The organism is Rhizobium altiplani (genome assembly GCF_001542405.1).
Lineage (GTDB): Bacteria > Pseudomonadota > Alphaproteobacteria > Rhizobiales > Rhizobiaceae > Rhizobium > Rhizobium altiplani.
This window is the reverse complement of record NZ_LNCD01000086.1, coordinates 21,959-43,097: the sequence shown is the minus strand read 5'-3', so window position 1 is coordinate 43,097 and position 21,139 is coordinate 21,959. Positions and strand designations below refer to the sequence as shown.

The 21,139-nt window shown below is 61.7% G+C and carries 21 protein-coding genes; 11 read left to right on the top strand and 10 right to left on the bottom strand.

Annotated features, from left to right (window positions below; genetic code table 11):
* Window positions 1-213 precede the first annotated feature (213 nt).
* Window positions 214-624, top strand: a complete 411-nt coding sequence (msrB, locus tag AS026_RS21025) for a peptide-methionine (R)-S-oxide reductase MsrB (protein ID WP_062371553.1) — start codon at window positions 214-216, stop codon at window positions 622-624.
* Between the two features lie 19 nt (window positions 625-643).
* Here the strand turns inward: msrB and AS026_RS21020 are convergent, their stop codons facing one another.
* The 5 genes from AS026_RS21020 to AS026_RS21000 all read right to left on the bottom strand — a co-directional run bounded on the left by AS026_RS21020 (window position 644) and on the right by AS026_RS21000 (window position 3,425).
* Window positions 644-1,144, bottom strand: coding sequence for a hypothetical protein (locus tag AS026_RS21020; protein WP_018116551.1), 501 nt, complete (start codon window positions 1,142-1,144; stop codon window positions 644-646).
* Window positions 1,141-1,647: a GNAT family N-acetyltransferase gene (locus AS026_RS21015; RefSeq protein WP_018116552.1), complete on the bottom strand. Its 507-nt coding sequence runs from the start codon at window positions 1,645-1,647 to the stop codon at window positions 1,141-1,143. Before AS026_RS21015 ends, AS026_RS21020 begins: the two co-directional genes overlap by 4 nt.
* 138 nt (window positions 1,648-1,785) lie before the next feature.
* Window positions 1,786-2,454 (bottom strand): PAQR family membrane homeostasis protein TrhA, encoded by a 669-nt coding sequence (trhA, locus tag AS026_RS21010; RefSeq protein ID WP_062371552.1) that lies wholly within the window; start codon window positions 2,452-2,454, stop codon window positions 1,786-1,788.
* Between the two features lie 200 nt (window positions 2,455-2,654).
* Entirely contained in the window at window positions 2,655-2,972 is a 318-nt protein-coding gene (locus AS026_RS21005) for a TraR/DksA family transcriptional regulator (protein WP_018116554.1), read from the bottom strand.
* A 36-nt stretch (window positions 2,973-3,008) separates the two neighbouring features.
* Complete coding sequence (locus tag AS026_RS21000; RefSeq protein ID WP_018116555.1) at window positions 3,009-3,425, bottom strand: universal stress protein; 417 nt, start codon at window positions 3,423-3,425, stop codon at window positions 3,009-3,011.
* Between the two features lie 292 nt (window positions 3,426-3,717).
* Between AS026_RS21000 and AS026_RS20995 the strand changes: the two genes are divergently transcribed.
* The 3 genes from AS026_RS20995 (at window position 3,718) to AS026_RS20985 (ending at window position 7,127) form a co-directional block, all read left to right on the top strand.
* Window positions 3,718-4,578, top strand: a complete 861-nt coding sequence (locus tag AS026_RS20995) for a VOC family protein (RefSeq protein WP_062371549.1) — start codon at window positions 3,718-3,720, stop codon at window positions 4,576-4,578.
* Between the two features lie 70 nt (window positions 4,579-4,648).
* A complete protein-coding gene (locus tag AS026_RS20990) occupies window positions 4,649-5,815 on the top strand; it encodes an AI-2E family transporter (protein ID WP_025661043.1) in 1,167 nt (388 codons plus the stop codon).
* A gap of 19 nt (window positions 5,816-5,834) precedes the next feature.
* Window positions 5,835-7,127, top strand: a complete 1,293-nt coding sequence (locus AS026_RS20985) for an NAD(P)/FAD-dependent oxidoreductase (RefSeq protein ID WP_062371546.1) — start codon at window positions 5,835-5,837, stop codon at window positions 7,125-7,127.
* Between the two features lies 1 nt (window position 7,128).
* Here AS026_RS20985 and AS026_RS20980 read toward each other — a convergent pair whose 3' ends face one another.
* The gene (locus AS026_RS20980; RefSeq protein ID WP_025661045.1) at window positions 7,129-7,941 is read right to left on the bottom strand and encodes a polysaccharide deacetylase family protein; all 813 of its coding nucleotides are present in this window, start codon (window positions 7,939-7,941) and stop codon (window positions 7,129-7,131) included.
* A gap of 172 nt (window positions 7,942-8,113) precedes the next feature.
* Complete coding sequence (locus tag AS026_RS20975) at window positions 8,114-8,503, bottom strand: DUF930 domain-containing protein (protein WP_018116560.1); 390 nt, start codon at window positions 8,501-8,503, stop codon at window positions 8,114-8,116.
* A gap of 235 nt (window positions 8,504-8,738) precedes the next feature.
* Here AS026_RS20975 and AS026_RS20970 point away from each other — a divergent pair, with 235 nt between their 5' ends.
* Together AS026_RS20970 and AS026_RS20965 are read left to right on the top strand one after the other, a co-directional pair.
* The gene (locus AS026_RS20970) at window positions 8,739-10,847 is read left to right on the top strand and encodes a S9 family peptidase (protein WP_062371544.1); all 2,109 of its coding nucleotides are present in this window, start codon (window positions 8,739-8,741) and stop codon (window positions 10,845-10,847) included.
* 16 nt (window positions 10,848-10,863) lie between these two features.
* Window positions 10,864-11,388, top strand: a complete 525-nt coding sequence (locus AS026_RS20965; RefSeq protein ID WP_018116562.1) for a DUF1697 domain-containing protein — start codon at window positions 10,864-10,866, stop codon at window positions 11,386-11,388.
* A gap of 6 nt (window positions 11,389-11,394) precedes the next feature.
* On the opposite strand, the gene AS026_RS20960 is transcribed toward AS026_RS20965, so the two are convergent.
* The gene (locus AS026_RS20960; RefSeq protein ID WP_062371592.1) at window positions 11,395-12,018 is read right to left on the bottom strand and encodes a TetR/AcrR family transcriptional regulator; all 624 of its coding nucleotides are present in this window, start codon (window positions 12,016-12,018) and stop codon (window positions 11,395-11,397) included.
* A 200-nt stretch (window positions 12,019-12,218) separates the two neighbouring features.
* Between AS026_RS20960 and AS026_RS20955 the strand changes: the two genes are divergently transcribed.
* Entirely contained in the window at window positions 12,219-13,175 is a 957-nt protein-coding gene (locus AS026_RS20955) for a homocysteine S-methyltransferase family protein (protein WP_062371542.1), read from the top strand.
* Between the two features lie 25 nt (window positions 13,176-13,200).
* Here AS026_RS20955 and AS026_RS20950 read toward each other — a convergent pair whose 3' ends face one another.
* On the bottom strand, window positions 13,201-14,652 hold the full coding sequence (locus AS026_RS20950; protein WP_062371540.1) for a DHA2 family efflux MFS transporter permease subunit: 1,452 nt from the start codon (window positions 14,650-14,652) through the stop codon (window positions 13,201-13,203).
* A gap of 248 nt (window positions 14,653-14,900) precedes the next feature.
* Between AS026_RS20950 and AS026_RS20945 the strand changes: the two genes are divergently transcribed.
* From AS026_RS20945 to AS026_RS43505, 4 genes are all read left to right on the top strand, one after another.
* Window positions 14,901-16,403: a protein adenylyltransferase SelO gene (locus AS026_RS20945; protein WP_025661049.1), complete on the top strand. Its 1,503-nt coding sequence runs from the start codon at window positions 14,901-14,903 to the stop codon at window positions 16,401-16,403.
* A gap of 132 nt (window positions 16,404-16,535) precedes the next feature.
* Window positions 16,536-18,875, top strand: a complete 2,340-nt coding sequence (locus AS026_RS20940) for a glucose/quinate/shikimate family membrane-bound PQQ-dependent dehydrogenase (RefSeq protein WP_062371537.1) — start codon at window positions 16,536-16,538, stop codon at window positions 18,873-18,875.
* Window positions 18,876-18,990: 115 nt separating this feature from the next.
* On the top strand, window positions 18,991-19,449 hold the full coding sequence (locus AS026_RS20935; RefSeq protein ID WP_018116567.1) for a hypothetical protein: 459 nt from the start codon (window positions 18,991-18,993) through the stop codon (window positions 19,447-19,449).
* Between the two features lie 183 nt (window positions 19,450-19,632).
* A complete protein-coding gene (locus tag AS026_RS43505; protein ID WP_018116568.1) occupies window positions 19,633-20,043 on the top strand; it encodes a type II toxin-antitoxin system VapC family toxin in 411 nt (136 codons plus the stop codon).
* Window positions 20,044-20,241: 198 nt separating this feature from the next.
* Here the strand turns inward: AS026_RS43505 and bla are convergent, their stop codons facing one another.
* Entirely contained in the window at window positions 20,242-21,132 is an 891-nt protein-coding gene (gene bla / locus AS026_RS20925) for a class A beta-lactamase (RefSeq protein ID WP_062371535.1), read from the bottom strand.
* Between the last annotated feature and the right edge of the window lie 7 nt (window positions 21,133-21,139).

The following is a 21,139-nucleotide window of genomic DNA, read 5'->3' as shown; positions in this document are numbered from 1 at the left end:
CGAAGCGTCTATTGAAGCGATAGTCACAGACTCTGTCCAGGGCGCCTCAAACCTCCGGGGCGATCGGTTTATCAACGAAATATCAACGGCATCGCCGTTTTCGCCGGAACGGGATGACGCTTTGACGAGCTCGGCATCCCTTGATCCATGCGACCTTTCGCACCACATTGCTGTCGAAAATCAAAGCCGCCCCCGGCGCGAAAGGAACAAGCCATGGCCGATACGACAATCGCCAAAGTTCGCAAGACCGACGCGGAGTGGAAGGAACAGCTGACTCCCGAGCAATACCGGATCACCCGCCAGCATGGCACCGAGCGTGCCTTTACCGGCCCCTATTGGGATTCGTTCGAAACCGGACTCTATCGTTGCGTCGGCTGCAATGCACCGCTGTTCCGCTCAGACACGAAGTTTGATGCCGGTTGCGGATGGCCGAGCTATTTCGAAGCTGTCTCACCCGACGCGGTGACCGAACTCCGCGATACGACCTACGGCATGGTCCGCACGGAGATCCGCTGCGGCACTTGCGATGCCCATCTGGGGCATGTCTTCCCCGATGGTCCGCCGCCGACCGGCCTGCGCTACTGCATCAACGGCCACGCGATGGTGTTCGAGCCGGAGAAATAAAAGCTCGCGTCCGAGCTGCTTAGAAGCGTTCGACGACTGCCTGGACGCTTTCATCCAGCGACAAGCGGGACGTATCCAATATCGCGCATTTCTTTGCCACGGCCTCGCGGCGGAGGAAGGATGCCCAGATCATCATTTCGGTGTTGGCAAGCTCTGGCTGCCGGCGTTCGACCGCCAGGCGATGCGTTCGTGTTTCGTCATCGCAGTCGGCCAGCAGCGGCAAATAGGCAATGCCTGTTGCTGTTGCCGCTTCTTCTAGAAATGCAAGGCGCATCTGGCCTTCGAGCAACTGATTTCGGCCGGAGTGCTGTGCCTCCGCGAGGCTCTCAAACCACTTGAAGGTCATGGCCCGCTGCCATCCGGCTGGCGAGCCGTAGTCCGCCGCCATCCGCGAGAGCGGGGGAACGCCGATGTCATCGAAATGGTAGACGTCGATTTCACCAGCGAACCGAGCGGCGATCGCCTTGGAAATCGCCGTCTTGCCCGATCCGGAAGCGCCAGTGAGAACGATGAGGCTCACTTCGTGACCCTAAGCTCCATGCAAGTCAGATCGAGCCAGCGGCCGAACTTCGTGCCGACCTCCGAGAAGGTGCCGGCAACGCGGAAACCAAGCTTTTCGTGCAGTTTGATGGACGCAGCGTTTGCCGCCTCGATGCCGGCGATCATCACGTGGATGTTGGCCTCGGCGGCACGCTCGATCAGCGCCCGCATCAGCAATTCGCCGATCCCCGCGCCGCGGCAATCCTTGTCGACATAGACTGAGTGTTCGACCGTGTGGCGGTAGCCGTCGAAGGCTCGCCAGTCACCATAGGAGGCATAGCCTGTGACCTTGCCATCCTTCTCCGCAACGATGACCGGGAAGCCCTTTGCCTTGCGGGCCTTGAACCACTCGATGCGGTTGTCGAGATCAACCAGAGTTTCGTTCCAGATGGCGGTCGTATGCTCGACAGCGTGATTATAAATATCGCGGATTGCCGGGAGGTCGGCTTCGGTGGCATCGCGCACGAGAACGGCGTGGTTCATATCAAGTCCAGTTTCAGTTCGGTTCCGGCAAGCGGCATACGCCCGGCATTCAGCGTTGTAAACCAACGAAATGACGGGACGAAAGCGATCATTCGCGATAGCAGAGAATTGATCGAAATGGACACGCAGGCCGGCTGATCAGACCCCGGAGCCTGCCATGCTGAAGCAGGTGAGCACCGCCGAGTAGTGCACGGCCGCCGCGGCGACCACGAAGCCGTGCCAGATGGCGTTCTGGAAGCGCAGCTTCTCCCAGACGTGGAAGATGACACCCAGGGAATAGATGATCCCGCCGATGAGGATCAGGAGCATCGATACAAAGGGGATGCGCTCCGCCACCGGCCCGGCCACGAAGACGCCGCTCCACCCCATGCCGAGGTAGAGAAGGATGGCAACCTTGTCGAAGCGGCCTGGAAGGGCGCACTTCAGGAAGATGCCGAGCCCCGCGATCGCCCAGATGCCGATGAGCATCCCGAACAGCAGCGGGCTGTCGGCGCCACGCTCCAGGAAGGGTGTGTAGGTGGCGGCGATCAGGATGAAAATCGAGGAATGATCGAGCCGGCGAAGGAACCACTTCGTCCGCGAAACCGGCCAGGCGTTATAGGAGAAGGAGATGCCGATCGTCAGCACGAGGCCTACGCTGTAGATCCATGCCGCCGCGAGTTCGCCATTGGAACTCCAGAGAGTGGCGTAGAAGATCAGAACGGTCGCGCCGATGAGCGCGAAAGCAAGCCCAATGCCATGGACGACCCCATCGGCGATCAGCTCATATTTGTCGTAAGCCCAGCCGATGCCGTTGAATTCTGTCATGCCGGGAAACCCCTCACCTTTCCAACCGATCGTCGCACCGAAACGGTGTGCAGGCAACACAACAGCGATGGCACGCCGTTACATCTTCGTGAGCCTTGGACGCTCTGGCTTCGGCGTGGAGATACACAGGTGGAAGGCAGAAGGGTAGCCTGAAAATGGGCCACCCTTGATGACATGCCACCTTAATGACTGAGAGCCTCTCAGCTCATGCAGTCTTCACAGAGCGGGGCATAGGGTACGGCGCCGAGACGCTTCTTCGAAATCGGCTCGCCGCAGCGGACGCAGGTGCCATACGTGCCTTTCGTGATCCGATCGAGGGCTGCGTCGATGGCGCGCAGCTCTTCCTGGCCGGCCTGGCCAAGCCCCTCCAGCACTTCGTCGTTCTCGCTCTCGATCGCGCGGTCGTCGCTGTCCTGCTCCTTGGTGCGCCCGAGATCAACGTCGATGCGACTCAGCCGCGATAGAAGCTCGCGCTGGCGGTTGCGTAGGATCTGCTCGTAGGTCTGCGTGTCGGTCATGGATATTCCTCCATCGGTCTTTTGCCGTTGTTCTTCTCAGCGCTGCCTATCGACCAGCACCGAGCATTTGGCATGCCTGACGACGCGGTCGGCGGTGGCACCGATGAAGTAGTTGCTGAAGTCGGGAATGTGCGAGGCGACGATGATCAGATCCGCATCATGCGCTTCGGCGGCAGCGAGGATACTGTGGGCGGGGCGGCCGTGACCGATCTCGATCATTGCCGGTATGCCGCTCGTGCGGATCAGCATGCCGAGTTTCTGTTCGGCATCGTCGATCGCGTTTTGCCGCAGCTCGGGCGGCAGATCGATCGCGACATAGGTGGGAACGTCCTCGACAACGTTGAGCAAAATGATCTCGCCACCTTTTTCAAGGAGCGTGGATGCCTTGCGGAGCGCCTTTTCGCCCCTGTCCAACCCGCCTATTTCTATCGGAACGATGATTCTCTTGTACATTCAGGCCCTCCAGCGCTGCCGTTTCTTACGGCCACATCCTCTCAAGAGATAAATAAGGCGCTTTGATCAAGATCAAGATCAGGATGGATTCTTGTCAACAGGCATCGAACGCTGAATCGTCAAAATCGGATCTTCTGTGAACAATCAGAATGCGCCATATAGGGATCAAGTACAGCGACCAAGGGAACCTCTGAGGCACATGAACCGGCGCAAATTCCTTGGTATTGCTACGGGCGGCGCTTTCGCCGCTACCGCCGGTATGCCTCCCCCATCCAAGGCAGGAGATACGCCCATGACCACTGAAACGTCCTACGCCCTGACCCGTCCTGCCTATGTCGATCAGTCGCATCTCGTCGTCACCGACCTGCCGCTGGTTTCCAATTTCTATCAATCGATGCTTGGCCTTAATGTCATCGAGAAAAGCGCGAGCGGCGAAATCCTCGGTGTCGACGGCACGCCGCTTCTGACGCTGACGACAGGCAAGGATGTGCGTGTCGCACCGCGCAACGCAGCCGGCCTTTTCCATACGGCCTTCCTGATGCCCAGCCGCACCGAGCTCGCCCGCTGGCTGCGCCACGCGGCGCACAACAATGTCGTCCTGGATGGCGCATCCGATCACCTCGTCAGCGAGGCCATCTATCTCTCCGATCCGGAAGGCAACGGCATCGAGATCTATGCCGACCGTTCCCACGACCAATGGAAATTCCAGCCGGACGGTCAGGTGGAAATGGCGACGCTTCGCCTCGATCTGCAATCGCTCTACAACAGCGCACCCAACGATGCCTGGAACGGAATGGCCGACGGAACGGCAATCGGCCACATCCACCTGCAGGTCGGCAACATTCCGGAAGCAGACACCTTCTACCGCGATATTCTTGGCCTGGAGCTGATGGCGCGCTATCCCGGCGCCAGCTTCTTTGCGACCGGCGACTACCATCACCATGTCGCCGCCAACATCTGGAACAGCCGCGGCGCCGGCACCCGCGCCGAGGGCATAACGGGCCTTTCCGACTACACGCTACGCTTCAACGACAAGGAAACGCTCAAAAAAGCTGTCACCAAGCTCGACGAACTGGAGATCAAGAGTGAAACGCGCAATGGCGGTGTCTTCCTGCATGATCCCTGGGGCATCGGCCTGACCCTGTCTGCCTGACCTTAGGAACCTGAAGGGGTTCCGCGCGTTTCCGTCGCGAAGCAACTGGGCTTCCGGGGATCGTCTATCGATGGGAATTGCCAACGGCATCCGCAAGCAGGCCAGCAAAATGACAGTGGGCACGACTCCCGTCAGCGCCTGGGCAGAAAAACTGACCCAGGACACGGAGGAGATGCCACAAGCGCCGATGCGTCGCCTGGAGAAGGACGGGCTTGATGTCAGCATGGCCTGGGCCGTCATCGGTATCTTTGGAGTGCTTGCACTATCGGCCATCTACATGATGTCGTTGATCCTCATTCCGGTGACGCTCGCCGTCGTCGTCGGCATGATCCTTGGGCTGCTGGCGGAAAAGCTCAGCAAGCTCGGCGTGCCGCGCATCACCAATGCGGTCATCCTGTCTACTGCGGTTGCGCTTGTGATCGCGCTTCTCGCCAATTCGCTTGCCGGACCGGTGACAAGGCTCGTCAACGAGGGCCCGGCCTTCGTCGAGAAGACCTTCAACCGCCTCATGCCCTATCTCGAGCGCATCAAGTGGCTGCACATTACGCCGGAGACTTTCCAGACCGGACCAATGTCGAGTGAGAAGCTTCTGGAGAACACTGGCAACGTCGTGCATCTCGTCAGCACCAATCTCACCCCTGCCCTCGTGCAGGCGTTGATCTTCTTCGCCGCGTTGCTGCTTTTCCTTGCCGGACGGGTGACGTTGCGCAAATCCATCATTATGGTGTTCCGGTCGCGCTCGCAGCGGCTTGCCGCCATCCGCGTGATCAACGGCGTGGAACAGGTTCTCGGATTTTATTTTGCGACGGCGTCGCTGATCTACGTCTGCCTTGGCCTCGTGATGATGGTGATCGCCTATGTAGGCGGCCTGTCGGCGCCGGTGCTCTGGGGCTTCTTCGCGTTCCTGTCGAGCTTCATCCCCTATCTCGGCATTACGATGATGACGCTGGCGGTCGCCATCGCGGGGATCATCACGCATGACGGCATCGTGGTGGGCCTTATGCCAGCGGCGGCATTCTTCATCGTCCACCTCGTCATGGAAAACCTGATCTTCCCGGCGGTCATGGGAAAGCGCCTGGAAATCAATCCCTTCGTGGTGTTTCTGGCGATCTTGTTCTGGACTTGGATGTGGGGCGCAGTTGGTGCTATGCTGGCACTACCACTATCGCTGATTGTCATGACCATCGTCGATGAACTTTTCATCGAAGAGAGACTGCAACCGCAATTGCCGAAATAATTGAGGTAAGAAGCGTCAGATGGCAGAAATCGATCTTGCAGATTCCAGCCAGAACCGGCTGAAGAGCGGCACCTCCCCTTGGAGCCACGCAGGAACAAAGCCCAATTACCAGCCACTTCAGGACAATCTCAAAGTCGACGCCATGGTGATCGGCGGCGGGATTACCGGCGCGCTGATGGGCCAGCACCTCGCGGAACGAGGTCTTTCCGTGGTCATCGTCGACCGCGAGACGCCGGGTCTCGGCAGCACGGCAGTGAGCACCGCCATGCTGCAGTGGGAGATAGACCGAACGCTCAGCGAACTCGAGCGTTTCCATGGCTTCGAACGCGCCGCCGGCATCTACAGGCGGAGCGCAGCCTCGGTCACCGGTCTCTCCAAGCTGATCGTCGCCCACCGGATCGCCTGCAACCTGCTTCCCCGGCAATCGCTGTTCCTCGCCAATAACCAGGAGGGCGCGGGCGATCTTCGCAGGGAGGTCGAGCTGCGTCGTCGTGCCGGACTGCCAAGCCGGTATCTGGAACATTGCGATCTCTTTACCGAGTTCGAAGTCGACCGCGATGGGGGCATCCTGTCGCGCGGCTCGGCGGAGGCCGATCCGCTGCTCCTGACCTGGGGCCTTCTGGACATTGCCGTGAAGCAAGGCGCGCGCCTGATCAGCGCCTCGGTCACCAAGCTACATAGCGAAGGCGGGCGGGTCAGCGCCGAAACAGACGGTGCGTTCGTCATCGAGGCAAAAACGGCGGTGCTCGCCACCGGCTACGCCATGCCGGGCATCGATATGCCAAAACAGCACCGGATGACATCGAGCTGGGCGCTGGCGACGATACCGCAGGATCCGGCAGCGCTCTGGCGCGATCAGGTGCTGATCTGGGAAGACAGCCACCCCTATCTCTACATGCGCACGACGCCTGATGGGCGGATCATCGCTGGCGGCGAGGATGACGACACCGTCGACCCCGCGGCCCGCGACGCCAAGCTGGCCGAAAAGATCATGACGATCCGGGAGAAGATGAAGCGGCTCTGGTCCAGCGCCGACACCCGCGTCGCGACGGCATGGTGCGGCACGTTCGGGGAGACGTCGGACGGCCTACCGCTGATCGGTCCGGTTCCCTCGATGCCACAAGTCTACGCCGCCTATGGCTATGGCGGCAACGGCATCACCTTCTCCTATCTTGCGACACAGGTTATCGGCGCACTGATCGGCGGAGGGTACCGCGACTGGTTTGATGATTTCGCGCTGGATCGCGACGCGCCCGACGTGCCCCTACCCTCGAACGTGAGTGAGGAAACGCTACAGAGCGCCCTTGGCTAGCTCACTGCGTCGTCCGGTCGTCGCCGGTGTCCTCGACATCCTGCAGCCGGACGAATTCGACACCCTTGGCCATGAGATCGACGATCGCCTTGGCGACGCCCTCGCCGGCGGCGTGGGTCGGCTGGTTGATGTGGGAGATCACGACGTCGCCGTCTTTGGCCGATGCAATGCGCTTTTCCGTGACAGCGGCGCCGAGCAGCGAGCCGCCGTCTCCATTCACCGAGTAACCGGCGATGCGGTACCCCATGTCGCGAATCTGGGCGATGGCGGAGAGGTCGTATTTGGCGGTCGAGCCGCGGAACCAGTGCGGCGGGGCAATACCGGCTGCGAGCATCGCATCGGCACCGCCCTGCACTTCCTGCCGCACGGCCTCGGGCGAGCCCGCGGACGCGATGCCATAGATCGAGACCGGCTTGTCGACGGCTGGAACGTGATTCTGACCGTGGTTCTCGAGTTCGAACAGATCGGGATTCTCAAGGAAGACCTGCAGCGCCTGCGGATTGTGCTTCAGCCAGCGCGCAGTGACGAAAATGGTCGCGGGAATGCGCTCCTGGACCAGCACCGAGAGGATGCGGTCGTCGGCCTGACCCATGCAAGCGTCAAAAGTCAGCGCCACCCGCGCGTGACCCTTGATGCCCGACCGGGCAATGCGCAGATGCGGCTCAACCAGCTTCGGCCCTGCTGCCATCTTGGGGGCCTGCACGACCTTCGAGGGCGCGGTGACGACCGGCGCTTCCTCCGGCGGAGGAGCGGCAGCGGACACAATCGAGGCGGATGCGATCAGCAACGCCGAAACGAGAAGAATACGATTCATGCCAAAGAGAAGCCGTTCTTGGTTCAAGCGCTGCATAATGCACACCGCGTTCAGGCGCCATGTGGTTTGATGCCGCCTGCGGTCGCTGCTGCGATTCGCCGCCGGCTTCAGCGGCAATTCTGATGCCTGAGGACTAAGGCTTCAGAAAGGCAACTCACGGCGCGCGCCGCGATCAATCATAGAGGTAATATTTTTCCCACTTCTCGCGCGGGACCTTTTCACCAATCTTGTATTGCAGATCGCGGACATTGATGTGCTGCGGGCCGGTAATGCAGGTGTAGGAGAGATGATACCAGTCGCCCTTGCTGCGGAAGACCGCGCCTGGCGCCTCCAGCCTGTCGTCGCTCGGAACGGGATCCTTGAACGTGTAGGCGATGACCTTGTCGGGCTTGTAGCCGGTCTCGTCCTTGTTGATTCGGCTCATCGCCTCCGTGTCACAGCTCTGTTCGAGGCGGGTCGCGGGATCAAGCTTTTCGAGTTGCTTCTTGATGGCGGGATCGACTGCGAAGGCTGGAAAAGCAAGGCTAAATGCGGACAGAAGCAACACGAGACGTTTTGGCATTACGGTGGGATTCCTTTGCATTCTCATTCCGGAATCGCCTGTGGAGAACCGTGGTTTGACGGTCGTACGAGGGGCGAATTCCGGGTGGCATAGCGGACTTTCTTAAACAATGTGGTGACATCAAGGCAACGTGAGCATTCCTTCGGTTTTGCCACAGGGCCGTCTTGGGCGCTTGATCCCAGGCATCCGCCTCTCTATCTCTTGCCCACCTGACATCACGTTTCCGGAGCTTTCCTTGACCGTCTTCAAGAACCTGCCGAACCCACCCGTCGCCGCCAAGAAGCCGATCTCCGATACGCGCCACGGCATCACCCGCACCGACGACTATGCCTGGCTGCGCGCCGACAACTGGCAGGCGATGTTCAAGGATCCCGCGATCCTCGATCCCGCGATCCGCCAACATCTGGAAGCCGAAAACGTCTACATGAACGCGGCCATGGAAGACACAAAGGTGCTGCAGAAGACGCTGTTTTCGGAGATGCGCGGCCGCATCAAGGAAGACGACAGCTCCGTGCCGATGAAGGACGGCGACTACGCCTACGGTACCTTCTTCGTGACCGGCGGCGAACAGCCTCGCTATTTCCGGATTCCGCGTAACGGCGCCGTCAAGGACGAGGCTATCCGCACCGTTCTGCTCGACGGCGACAAGGAGGCCGCGGGCAAGGCCTATTTCAGGCTCGCCGGCCTCGATCACTCGACCGACCACAGCCGTGGCATCTGGGGTTACGACGACAAGGGTTCTGAGTTCTATACGCTGCGCGTGCGCGACCTTGCGACTGGCGAGGACCTGGCCGACGTGATCGGGAACACCGGCGGCGGCGGCGTCTGGGCGCCCGATGGCAAGAGCTTCTTCTATTCTGCTCTCGATGAGAACCACCGCCCGTCGAAGGTGTTCCACCACATTCTTGGCACGCCTCAATCTGAAGACCGGCTGGTTTATGAGGAAAAGGATGCGGGCTTTTTCATGGGCGTCGGCGGTTCGCTGCTCGACGACTTCATCTACATCGACATCCACGATCACGAGACCTCGGAATACCGCCTGCTGTCCACCAAGGACCTGACGGCCGAGCCGAAGCTGGTCGCCGAGCGCGAGGAAGGCATCGAATATTCGATGACGGAAGGCGGCGACGTCTTCTACATCCTGACCAATGACGGCGACGCCAAGGATTTCAAGATCATGGAAGCGCCGATTGAAAACCCGGGCAAGGCGAACTGGCGCGAGGTCGTGCCGCACAAGCCGGGAACCTTGATCATCAGCCACATGGCCTATGTCCGCCACCTGCTCTGGCTGGAGCGCAAGGACGGCCTGCCGCAGATAATCATCCGTGACCGTCGCACCGGCGAGGAACACGCGATCGCCTTTGCCGAAGAGGCCTATTCGCTCGGGCTGCAGGGGGCCGCGGAATACGACACCGACGTCATCCGTTTCTCCTATTCCTCGATGACGACGCCGTCGCAGCTCTACGACTACAACATGGTGACGCGCGAGCGCACGCTGTTGAAGACCCAGGAGGTGCCCTCGGGCCACAATCCGGACGATTACGTCACCCGCCGCGTGTTCGCGCCCGCGTGGGATGGCGAACAGGTGCCCGTCACCCTGCTCTATCGCAAGGACACGCCGCTCGACGGTTCGGCACCCTGCCTGCTCTACGGCTACGGCGCCTACGGCATCACCATTCCGGCCGGCTTCAACACCAACTGCCTGTCGCTCGCCGATCGCGGCTTCGTCTATGCCATCGCCCATATCCGCGGCGGCAAGGACAAGGGCTTTGCATGGTACGAAGACGGCAAGATGGAAAAGAAGACCAACACCTTCAAGGACTTCATTGCCGCCGCTGACTATCTGAATCAGGAGAAGTTCACCTCCTATGCCAACATCATCGCCGAGGGCGGCTCGGCCGGTGGCATGCTGATGGGCGCCGTTGCCAACATGGCGCCGGAAAAGTTCGCCGGCCTGATTGCCGCCGTTCCCTTCGTCGACGTGCTGAACACCATGCTCGACGACACGCTACCGCTGACCCCGCCGGAATGGCCGGAATGGGGCAACCCGATCGAGAGCAAGGAAGACTACGAGCAGATCGCCGCCTATTCGCCCTACGACAATGTCGGCGCCAAGGCCTATCCGCCGATCCTGGCGCTCGGCGGCCTCACCGATCCGCGCGTCACCTATTGGGAGCCGGCAAAGTGGGCGGCGCGGCTGCGCGAAAAGACCACCGGCTCGGCACCGATCCTGTTGAAGACCAACATGGATGCCGGCCATGGCGGCGCTTCGGGACGCTTCCAGCGCCTCGAGGAGATCGCCTTCGAATATGCTTTCGCGATCAAGGTCGCGGGCAAGATATAATCGGCTGGAGGAGCCCGTGACGGTCTATGTGGCGCTCCTGAGGGCGATCAATGTCGGCGGCACGGGCAAGCTACCCATGGCGGAGCTGAAGGCGGTCTGCGAAGAGCTCGGCTTCAGCGACGTGAAGACCTACATCCAGAGCGGCAACGTGCTGTTTCGCGCCGATGCAGCAGAGGTCGAGGTCGAGCAGAAGCTGGACGACGCGCTGGGAAAGCTGCTCGGCAAGAAACCCGGCGTGATGCTGCGCAGCCGCAAGGAGTTGGAAGCGATTGCCGCCAACGCGCCCTTCCCCGATGCCAAGCCCAACTATCTCCTGGTAAGCTTCCTACCGGAAGCGGCGCCTGATGATGCACTGGACAAGATGGTGGCCCCCGATGGCGAAGAGGCCGTTCTCGCCGGGCGCGAAATCTATGTCCACTTCCCTGTTGGCTCCGGCAAATCGAAGCTCAAGCTGCCGGCCTTGAAACCAGGAACGGCGCGCAATCTCAATACCGTGCGCAAGCTCGCCGAGATGGCGGCTGCCATGGAAGACGACCGCTAGGCCGGATCACTGGCGAACGATCTGCGGCTGAAACAGCAGCTTCACGAAGCTGCGCAGCACGAGAACCTGGTCGGCGAGCCCCTGCGGTTCCTTCAACGCCTTCGACAGGACGATGCCGCCCTCGAGCACCGTCGAAACCATGTCGGCCAGTTGGTCGATCTCGATCGGTTCGCGCGGCGTGTAGACCACCATGATCTCCTCGAACATGCCGCGGAACCGCCGTCGCCAGGCGAGCACCGCCTGCTTGTTGATTTCCTGGATGTCGCGGTCGAACAGGCGTTCATAGTAGCAGACCGTGGCCACGAGGCAGCCCGGATGGCCGTTCGGCAGGTCGGACAGCAGTTCGGCAAGCAGCTTCAGACCGAGCATGAAGGATTGCAGCGGATCTTCGGTCAGCTCGCGGGCGCGGGTGAATATCTCGTCGTAGATTCGTTCGTCGTTTTCGATGTACCGCTCGAGCAGCGCCTTGGCGAGCGAGTTCTTGTCCCGGAAGTGGTAGAAGAAGCCGCTCTTGGTGATGCCGGTCTCGGCGATCAGCTCTTCGATCGAGGTGCCGCCGAAGCCCTTCTGCAGGACGGCAGTCTCGGCCACATCCAGGATGCGGGTTCTGGTCTCCTCGCCCTTGCGCATCAAATTCCCTGTACCGCCGGTACGGTTTTTGCCCGCCAGCTCTGGTCTATATGGAGGCCTTTTGTCATCCGCCCCGCGGAAGCGGCTGAAATCAAAGGCAAACATCATGCGATGCCCAACTATACCGCAAGTCGTCTAGTTTCGCAGCCCGGAAGCGGAGAACTTGTTCGTGAGAATTGCTTGCACATAGAGGGATTGTCATGGCCAAGTACAGACACAGCCTGCCGCAACTCAAGGGCGGCGCATTCGTCACCGACGGCGGCATGGAAACGACCTTCATCTTTCATGACGGGCTGCAGCTGCCGCACTTCGCATCCTTCGTGATGATGGCTTCAGAAGAAGGCCGCGACCGGCTGCGCGCCTACTATCGCCGTTACCTCGACATCGCCCGCAAGCATGGCGCCGGCTTCATTCTCGACAGCCCGACATGGAGGGCGAGCCCCGATTGGGCGGAAAAGCTGGGTTACACGCCGGATGCGCTGCATGACGCAAACGTTCAAAGCATTGCCCTGCTTGCGGGATTGCGCGAGCGGCACGAGGAGCCGGGGCGGCCGATCGTGCTCAGCGGCGCGATGGGGCCACGCGGCGATGGGTACAAGGCCGGCCGGATGAACGCGGCCGAAGCCGAGGATTATCACAGCGTCCAGATCAGCGGCTTTGCCGAGAGCGATGCGGACATGATCTCCGCCGTCACGCTGAACAACATCGACGAGGCAATCGGTATCGCCCGGGCGGCCTCGGCCCGGGATATGCCCTGCGTTATCTCCTTCACGGTCGAGACCGACGGCAAGCTGGTGACCGGGCGCAGCATGCAGGAGGTAATCGAGACGACGGATGCGGCGACGGGCGGTTCGGTGGCCTATTACATGATCAATTGCGCGCACCCGACGCATTTTGCCGAGGCGCTGGATCATCGCGCGGGATGGACAAAACGCATTCATGGGCTGCGGGCAAATGCCTCGCGCATGAGCCATGCCGAACTGGACGACAGCGAAACGCTGGATGCCGGCGATCCGGTCGATCTCGGGCAGCGGTACAGGGAGCTGATGCAGAGAATGCCGCAAATCAGGATCGTCGGCGGCTGCTGCGGCACCGATCACCGGCATGTTGCCGCGATCTGCGAGGCTTGCCTGCCGGCGCTTCCGAGTGCCGCGTGACGGTCAGTTCTCTGCCGCGTCGCGGTCAGTGTTCTGCGGTGTGCGCAGCCTTGCCGGCGTTATGACCGCTGATGTCGGCGCCGGCGCTGCGCGAAAAGCGCAGGTTCCAGAAGGTCGCCGTGATCGAGATCGCGGTGACGAAAAGGAAGGCGGCGGAGAAATCGTGGAGCTCCGGCGTCTCGCTGCCGTTGACCGTCATCGACGTGTGGAGCGCCAGCGCGCCGACGCAGATGCCGAGCGACAGCATCAGCTGCTGGAACGTCGTGTAGAAGCTGGTGGCCGAGCTCATGCGATCGCGGTCGATCTCATCGTAGGCCACCGTGTTGTAGGCCGTGAACTGGAACGACATGAAGAAGCCGCACATGACGAGGATCGCGAAGATCAGCCCCAGCGGCCAGTCGGGCCGGAAGGCGGCGCAGAGGGCATAGCCGCAGGTGGCAATGATGCCGTTCGCGACCAGGCTGCTGCGGAAGCCGAAATGGCGCAGTACGCTGGGTGCGACGGCCTTCATCGCCATCGAGCCGAGGGCCGCTGCGGTGACGAGCTGGCCGGCCTTGGCCGCCGACAGTCCGAAACCGAGCTGGAAATAGAGCGGCAGCAGGAAGGGCTGCGCGCCCTGCGTGATACGGGTCAGCGAACCGGCGATGACCGACGTGCCGAAGCTCGACACCTTCATCAGCGAAAAGTCCATGATCGGCGCCGGGTGGCGGCGGGCGTGCTTGAGATAGGCTACGCCGAAGAGCAGACCGACCGCGATGAGGAACAGCGAGAACGCACCCTCGCCCGGACGGCTCGAGCTTTCAAAACCAAACAACAGCGAGCCGAGCGCAATACCGGAGAGAATGAAACCAACCGTATCGAACGGGCGCTTCGCCTCGCCCTTGAAGTCCTCGATGAAGATCGAGACCAGGGTGAAGCCGATGATGCCGATCGGCACGTTGATGTAGAAGATCCAGCGCCAGTCGAGATAGGTGACGATCAGGCCGCCAACCGGAGGGCCGAGGATCGGGCCGATCAGCGCCGGCACCAGCAGCCACGACATGGCGTTGACCATGTCCTTGCGGGAGACGCTGCGGAGCAGCACGAGGCGCCCGACCGGCAGCATCATCGCGCCGCCAAGGCCCTGCAGCAGTCGCGCCAGCACGAGACAGAGGAGATTAGGCGACAGCGCGCAGAAGATGGAGCCTGTCACGAAGACGGCGATCGCCGAGCGGAAAACGGTGCGCGAGCCGAAGCGATCGGCAATCAGGCCGCTTGCCGGAATGAAAATCGCCAGGCTGAGAAGGTAGGAAGTCAGCGCGATGCTCATCGACGGGGCGCTGACGCCGAAATCGCGTGCCATGGTCGGCAGCGCCGTCGCCAGAACGGTGGCGTCGAGCTGCTCCATAAACATGGCGCTCGCCACGATCATCGCTACCACGCGGAAATTGGGCTTGGCGCGCCCGACGGCAGCCGCCTGATAGATCTGATCCGACATCGTCAGGGATCACTCGCAATGGCGTGGCCGGCGCGGAAGCGATGGCCGCGGTATGGTATGGCGTGATGCCAAAAGGGGATTAGAGATCCTTGTATACGCCCGCAAATGTGGCGTCGTTATGCTTATATGGAAAGGCAGCCGTGCCATCCGGGAATGGCTGGGCTACTGGAGCGCCGCACGACCAGCCGCAAGCTCGGAGCAAGGGCTCCCGGCTTGCGTCATGCGTGCCGGAGCCCTACCTAAAGCATATGACCCTTGCTCAGAATGCATCCCCTTCGCGGCCCTTCGCCTTCGACAACAGCTATGCGCGGTTGCCACAGCAATTCTTTACGCGCCAGGCGCCCTCGCAGGCCGCCGAGCCGTGGCTGATCAAGCTGAACGAACCGCTTGCGGAAGAACTCGGCCTCGATGTCGAGGCGCTGAAGCGCGACGGCGCGGCGATCTTTTCGGGCAACCTCGTGCCTGAAGGCGCCGATCCGCTGGCGATGGCCTATGCAGGGCACCAGTTCGGCTCCTTCGTGCCATTGCTCGGCGACGGGCGGGCGATCCTGCTTGGCGAGGTGATCGACCGAAACGGCCAGCGCTGGGACATCCAGCTGAAGGGTGCGGGCCAGACCGCCTATTCCCGCCGCGGCGATGGCCGTGCCGCGCTCGGCCCGGTGCTTCGGGAATATATCGTCAGCGAAGCAATGTATGCGCTCGGCGTCCCGGCAACCCGCGCGCTGGCCGCCGTTTCGACCGGGCAGCCCGTTTATCGCGAGAACATTCTGCCAGGTGCAGTGTTTACCCGTGTTGCCGCAAGCCACATTCGCGTCGGCACGTTCCAGTTCTTCACCGCGCGGGGCGATACCGACGGCGTTCGGGCGCTGGCCGATTATGTGATCGACCGGCACTATCCGGAACTCAAGGACAGGGACAATCCCTACCTCGCGCTCTACGAGACCGTCTGCGAGCGGCAGGCGGCCTTGATCGCCAGGTGGCTGCATATCGGCTTCATCCACGGCGTCATGAATACCGACAACATGACCATTTCGGGCGAGACGATCGATTTCGGCCCCTGCGCCTTCATGGACGAATACCATCCCGGCACGGTCTTTTCCTCGATCGACCAGGGCGGCCGCTATGCCTATGCCAATCAGCCCGGCATCGGCCAATGGAACCTGGCACGGCTTGGCGAAACCCTGTTGCCGCTCTTTGATGCGGATGCGGAAAAGGCCGTCGAGCTCGCCAACAGCGTGATCCAGCAATATGGCGAGCGCTTCCAGATCCACTGGCTGCGCGGCATGCGCGAGAAGATCGGCCTATCGACCGTCGAAGACGGCGATCTGGACCTTATTCAATCGCTGCTTGCCGCGATGCAGGCAAGCCAGGCCGACCTTACCCTCGCCTTCCGCCGCCTTTCCGACGCCGTCGGTCCAGGAGATGGCGAGGCACTGTTCCTCTCGGCTTTCCGGGAACCGGATGGGGCGCGCGAATGGCTTGCCCGCTGGCGCGACCGCCTGACCCGTGACGAGGGCCGGACCGAGGCCGAGCGCAGGGCGGCCATGCGCTCTGTCAATCCCGCCTTCATTCCGCGCAACCACCGCATCGAGCAGGCGATCAACGCCGCCGTCGAGGATGCCGACTTTTCGCTGTTCGAGGCGTTGCTTGCCGTTCTCGCCAAGCCGTATGACGACCAACCGGACTTTGCGGCCTACATGGAGCCGCCGAAGCCGGAAGAACGTGTGCTGCAGACCTTCTGCGGCACGTGATCGGATGCAAACCTATCCCCTCTGACACCTATGGTCGCAGTTGACGCCCATTGCGACCGCTCTATCTCGCTGATTAGAAGGCATTTTTCGCGCCTGACCGCACCCGGCTAACCTTAGCGGGAGTTCCCCATAATGGTAGTAATCGTCATTACCTCCGTTCTTTTCATGCTCCTCGGCCTTGCCCTGGTCGGCGGCGGGCTTTGGCTCATCATCCTTGGCGGCAGCTTCTTTTACCTCTTCGCCGGTGCGATGTTTCTCATCACCGCCGTCCTGCTTCTGCTGCGTCGTGCAGCCGCCCTGTGGGTCCACGCGGCTCTGATCATCGTTGCGCTTGTCTGGGCGATCTGGGAGGTCGGTTTCGATTGGTGGCAACTCGGCCCGCGCGGCGGTCTGATCATCCTGCTCGGACTGTGGCTGCTGACGCCCTGGATCCGTCGGCCCCTCGGCTTCCAGAGTCCGACCGGGACGTCCTACGCGTCCAGCCACTGGCCGCTAACCATTCCGGTGCTGATCGCCATAGCCGTTGCGAGCTTCTCGATGACGACCGACCCGCATGACCTGCACGGCAACCTGCCGACCGAGGCTTCCGGCACGACGACATTCGGCGGCACCGTTCAGGACGGCGAATGGCACCAGTATGGCCGCACCCCATTCGGCCAGCGCTACTCGCCGCTCGACCAGATCAATGTTAGCAACGTCAAGGATCTCAAGGAGGTCTGGCGTTATCAGACCGGTGACGTGAAGCGACCCGATGATGTCGGCGAAACGACCTACCAGGTGACACCTCTCAAAGTGGGCGACACGCTCTACCTCTGCACGCCGCATAACTGGGCGATCGCGCTCGACGCGACGACCGGCAAGGAAAAATGGAAATACGACGCCAATTCCGGCATGAACCCTGACCGGCAGCACCAGACCTGCCGCGGCGTCACCTATTACCACGATACGGCGACGGCCGCCGGCCAGTCCTGCGTCGATCGGGTCTACCTGCCGACCTCGGATGCGCGGCTGATCGCTCTCGATGCGCTCGACGGAAAGGTCTGCACGAGCTTTGCGGATCAGGGTGTGCTGCATCTTGAGCAGGGCATGAAGTACAATCCGGCCGGCTACTACTATTCGACCTCGCCGCCGGTCGCGGTCGCCGGCAAGCTGATCATCGGCGGGGCCGTCAACGACAACTATTCGACGCAAGAGCAGTCCGGCGTCATCCGCGCATTCGACATCAATTCAGGTGCTCTGATCTGGAACTGGGACTCCGGCAATCCCGATGTGACAACCCCCCTGCCCCAAGGCCGGACCTATACGACCAACTCTCCGAACAGCTGGTCGGTCTTCAGCGTCGATGACGGGCTCGGCATGGTCTACATCCCGCTCGGCAACCAGGTGCCGGACCAGCTCGGTATGAACAGAAGCGAGAACGTCGAGAAATTCTCCTCCTCGATCGTCGCGCTCGACATCAACACCGGGCAGCTGAAATGGGTTCAACAGTTCGTCCATCACGATCTCTGGGACATGGACGTGCCGGCCCAGCCGGTGCTCTTCGACATGAAGAAGCCCGATGGGACCGTCGTGCCGGCGCTGGTAGGCCCGACCAAGCAGGGCGACATCTACGTGCTTGACCGTCGTACCGGTGAGCCGATCATTCCCTTCAAGGAAATCCCCGCGCCATCAGGTGCCATCCCTGAGGATCATACGTCGCCGATGCAGCCGATCTCCGACCTCACCTTCTCGCCGCCGCCGCTGCAGGAGAAGGACATGTGGGGGGTGACTCTGCTCGACCAGCTCGCCTGCCGCATCGATTTCCACCGATACAAATATGAAGGGCGATATACGCCGCCTTCGCTCGTGGGCTCGATCATCTACCCCGGCAATTTCGGCACCTTCAATTGGGGCAGCGTTGCTGTCGACCCGGAGCGGCAGATCATGTTCGGCATGCCGACCTATCTTGCCTTCACCTCGCGGCTGGTTCCCGCCTCCGACATCCCGCCGAAGGGGCAGGATGAGAAAGGGAGCGAACAGGGCCTCAACCGCAACGACGGCGCACCCTACGGGGTATTCATGGGACCGTTCCTCGGACCGCTCAAGGTCCCCTGCCAGGCGCCGCCATGGGGCTACGTCGCCGGCGTCGATCTCCTCACCGGCAAGATCGCCTACAAGCTGAAGAACGGCACCGTGCACGACATGACGCCGCTGCCGCTGCCGTTCAAGGTCGGCGTACCCGGCATCGGTGGCCCGATGCTAACCAAGGGCGAGGTCGCCTTCCTCGGGGCTGCCGTCGACAACTACCTGCGAGCCTACGATGTCACCAACGGCCAACAACTATGGCAGGCCCGTCTGCCGGCCGGCGGCCAGGCGACGCCGATGACCTATACGACCAGCGACAACAAGCAGTTCGTCGTCATCGTCGCCGGCGGACATGGCTCGGTCGGCACCAAGGCCGGTGACTATGTGATCGGCTACGCCCTGCCCTGACGCCTCGAGACCCATTGGATGGCCGCCACTTGTCCCGGCCATCCGAGCCCGCCGACACAAGCTCCGGGCAGGACTGCCGCGCCATTCTCCGCGCATTGCTCAAAGGAGAATTTTCATGAAGATCGGCAGCAGCATTTCCAGCACCTATGGACTGAGCAACCTCTTCAGCCAATCCGGCCAACGCAACAAGCAACAGACGGGTGATATCGAACTCAGCGTTCGCCAGAGCGGCGCGGCACTGCAGCCAAGCAGCACGCCGACGTCGATCTCCAGCACGATGTGGGCGCTGCGGAGCAGCGCCACCGTGACCATGGACGGCACCGAAGATCCCGCGAAAGCACGCCATGACGCTGTTGTCTCCGAGTTTACCGATCTCGCCGACCAGACTCCGGCGGAGCGGATCCGCGACCAGGTCCTTCAGCGGCTCGGCCTGACCGAGGACGATCTCAAGGCGATGCCGCCAGAACAGCGCGAGGCCATCGAAAAGCAGATTGCCGACGAGCTGAAGCGGCAGCTGACCGGCGACGGCGACAGCAAGGACCAGCCGAGCACCGACACGATCATCGGTGCCTAGATGCGGAGCTGGCGTAGTCGCGCTTTGCAATCCGGTCGATCCGGCGGACCGTTTCTGACGACCAGAAGGCGGCAGAGCGGGCTCGATGACGGATTGGGGCATTTTTTGCTGTCGGCACTGGAGGGAGGATGATCTAACCGCACAAGCTGGATCCGCATCAACGTCCAGGGAGGGAAGATCGTGATGAAGAAGCGGTTTGCGATCGCGGCAGACGCTGCGCTCCTGCTCGCGAAGAACGCCGCAGAGGTCCCTGACAGCCACGCCTTGGTTGCCCCGACGCTCTTGCGATCCCAGGTATTGGCCCGCCTCTACTCGGCGGTTCGTAATGGCGATCTGGACAAGAGGGAAGCTGACGATCAGCTGGACTATCTTCGCGGTCTGAGAATTCGACTGCTCGGCGACCGCGTGTTGCAGCGGTACGCGTGGAACATCGCCAGCAAACTCGAATGGACGAATACCTATTGTGCCGAATACATCGCCGTCGCGCAGCTCCAAGCGGACGCATTGGTTACTCTGGACCCTGATCTTGCCGCGGCGGCGCAGTCCTTCGTCCGCGTTGCCTCGGTGGAGGATCTGCTCGCAACGATCGCGTGAGTATGGCGATAGGCGACAACAGGGCGGCTGCTTTCGGCGCAAAGCGGTCATGTTGAGTTGCCAAAGGACCAGTGGCGCCACATTTCACGAAACGTGCCTGGCACAACGCTTCAGTTCGGCGATGAAGCCTTCACAAACTGATTCAGATCGATGCGACGGAGATTCACGTTTCCGTAGCATCTCTTTGAGAAGAAAGCGCTATCCGACCATATCGGCCACGATCTTTCCGACCTCGGCGAAGACAGGGTTGATCTCGGAGACCGGCGCCTTGGCCTGCGTCACGTAAGCCGCGACCAGGATCGCACCGTGACCGGGCGGCCAGACGACGGCGATATCGGCAGCACTGCCGTTGTTTCCGGTGCCCGTCTTGTCGCCGATCTTCCACGTGTCCGGCAGGCCGGCGCGCAGCCGCGCGCCGCCTGTCGTGTTCGCCACCATCCACGCCACCAGCTTGTCACGCGACGGTTCCGACAGGGCCGAGCCCAGCGTCAGGTTACCGAGTGTGTCGACCATCGCGTCCGGCGTGGTCGTATCCTGCGGGTCGCCGTCCTTGGCTTCGTTGAGCGCCGTTTCCCAGCGGTCGAGCCGCGTCGATCGATCGCCGAGCGTGCGCAGCCATTTGGTCAACTCGGCCGGTCCGCCGAAGCTCTCCAGCAGCAGGTTGCCTGCCGTGTTATCGCTCGGTGTGATCGCCGCCTCGCAGAGTTCGCCGATGCTCATGCCCTCGCCGCCAACGTGCTTTTCCGTTTCCGGCGAATAGGTGACGAGCTTGTCCTGCTCGTAGACGACGCGCCGCTCGAGATTTTCCTGCCCCTTGTCGACACGCGCCAGCACCAACCCCGCAGCCAGGACCTTGAAGGTGCTGCAGAGGGGGAAGCGCTCGGTCTCGCGGTAACCGAAGGAGATGTTGGTCTCCGTGTCGATCGCCGACACGCCGATGCGACCGCCGATCGCCTTTTCGAGCGCGTCCATCCGCCGGTTGATTTCATCGTCGCTGTCTTCCGACCACGCAACGCGCGGCAGGAGCAAGGCAGGTGAAAGTAATGCCGAACCGAGAAGGGTCCGGCGACGGATCGAAAAGCCACGCATGAAAATT

Bases quoted from the DNA above. Each gene is read 5' to 3' on its own strand.
- AS026_RS20980 (WP_025661045.1), bottom strand. From the start codon at position 7,941: ATGAATCGTATTCTTCTCGTTTCGGCGTTGCTGATCGCATCCGCCTCG.
- AS026_RS21015 (WP_018116552.1), bottom strand. From the start codon at position 1,647: ATGAACCACGCCGTTCTCGTGCGCGATGCCACCGAAGCCGACCTCCCG.
- AS026_RS20990 (WP_025661043.1), top strand. From the start codon at position 4,649: ATGGGAATTGCCAACGGCATCCGCAAGCAGGCCAGCAAAATGACAGTG.
- AS026_RS21000 (WP_018116555.1), bottom strand. From the start codon at position 3,425: ATGTACAAGAGAATCATCGTTCCGATAGAAATAGGCGGGTTGGACAGG.
- AS026_RS20955 (WP_062371542.1), top strand. From the start codon at position 12,219: ATGGCCAAGTACAGACACAGCCTGCCGCAACTCAAGGGCGGCGCATTC.
- msrB (WP_062371553.1), top strand. From the start codon at position 214: ATGGCCGATACGACAATCGCCAAAGTTCGCAAGACCGACGCGGAGTGG.
- AS026_RS20950 (WP_062371540.1), bottom strand. From the start codon at position 14,652: ATGTCGGATCAGATCTATCAGGCGGCTGCCGTCGGGCGCGCCAAGCCC.
- AS026_RS20985 (WP_062371546.1), top strand. From the start codon at position 5,835: ATGGCAGAAATCGATCTTGCAGATTCCAGCCAGAACCGGCTGAAGAGC.
- trhA (WP_062371552.1), bottom strand. From the start codon at position 2,454: ATGACAGAATTCAACGGCATCGGCTGGGCTTACGACAAATATGAGCTG.
- bla (WP_062371535.1), bottom strand. From the start codon at position 21,132: ATGCGTGGCTTTTCGATCCGTCGCCGGACCCTTCTCGGTTCGGCATTA.
- AS026_RS21005 (WP_018116554.1), bottom strand. From the start codon at position 2,972: ATGACCGACACGCAGACCTACGAGCAGATCCTACGCAACCGCCAGCGC.
- AS026_RS20935 (WP_018116567.1), top strand. From the start codon at position 18,991: ATGAAGATCGGCAGCAGCATTTCCAGCACCTATGGACTGAGCAACCTC.
- AS026_RS20940 (WP_062371537.1), top strand. From the start codon at position 16,536: ATGGTAGTAATCGTCATTACCTCCGTTCTTTTCATGCTCCTCGGCCTT.
- AS026_RS20945 (WP_025661049.1), top strand. From the start codon at position 14,901: ATGACCCTTGCTCAGAATGCATCCCCTTCGCGGCCCTTCGCCTTCGAC.
- AS026_RS20995 (WP_062371549.1), top strand. From the start codon at position 3,718: ATGACCACTGAAACGTCCTACGCCCTGACCCGTCCTGCCTATGTCGAT.
- AS026_RS20960 (WP_062371592.1), bottom strand. From the start codon at position 12,018: ATGCGCAAGGGCGAGGAGACCAGAACCCGCATCCTGGATGTGGCCGAG.
- AS026_RS20975 (WP_018116560.1), bottom strand. From the start codon at position 8,503: ATGCCAAAACGTCTCGTGTTGCTTCTGTCCGCATTTAGCCTTGCTTTT.
- AS026_RS43505 (WP_018116568.1), top strand. From the start codon at position 19,633: ATGAAGAAGCGGTTTGCGATCGCGGCAGACGCTGCGCTCCTGCTCGCG.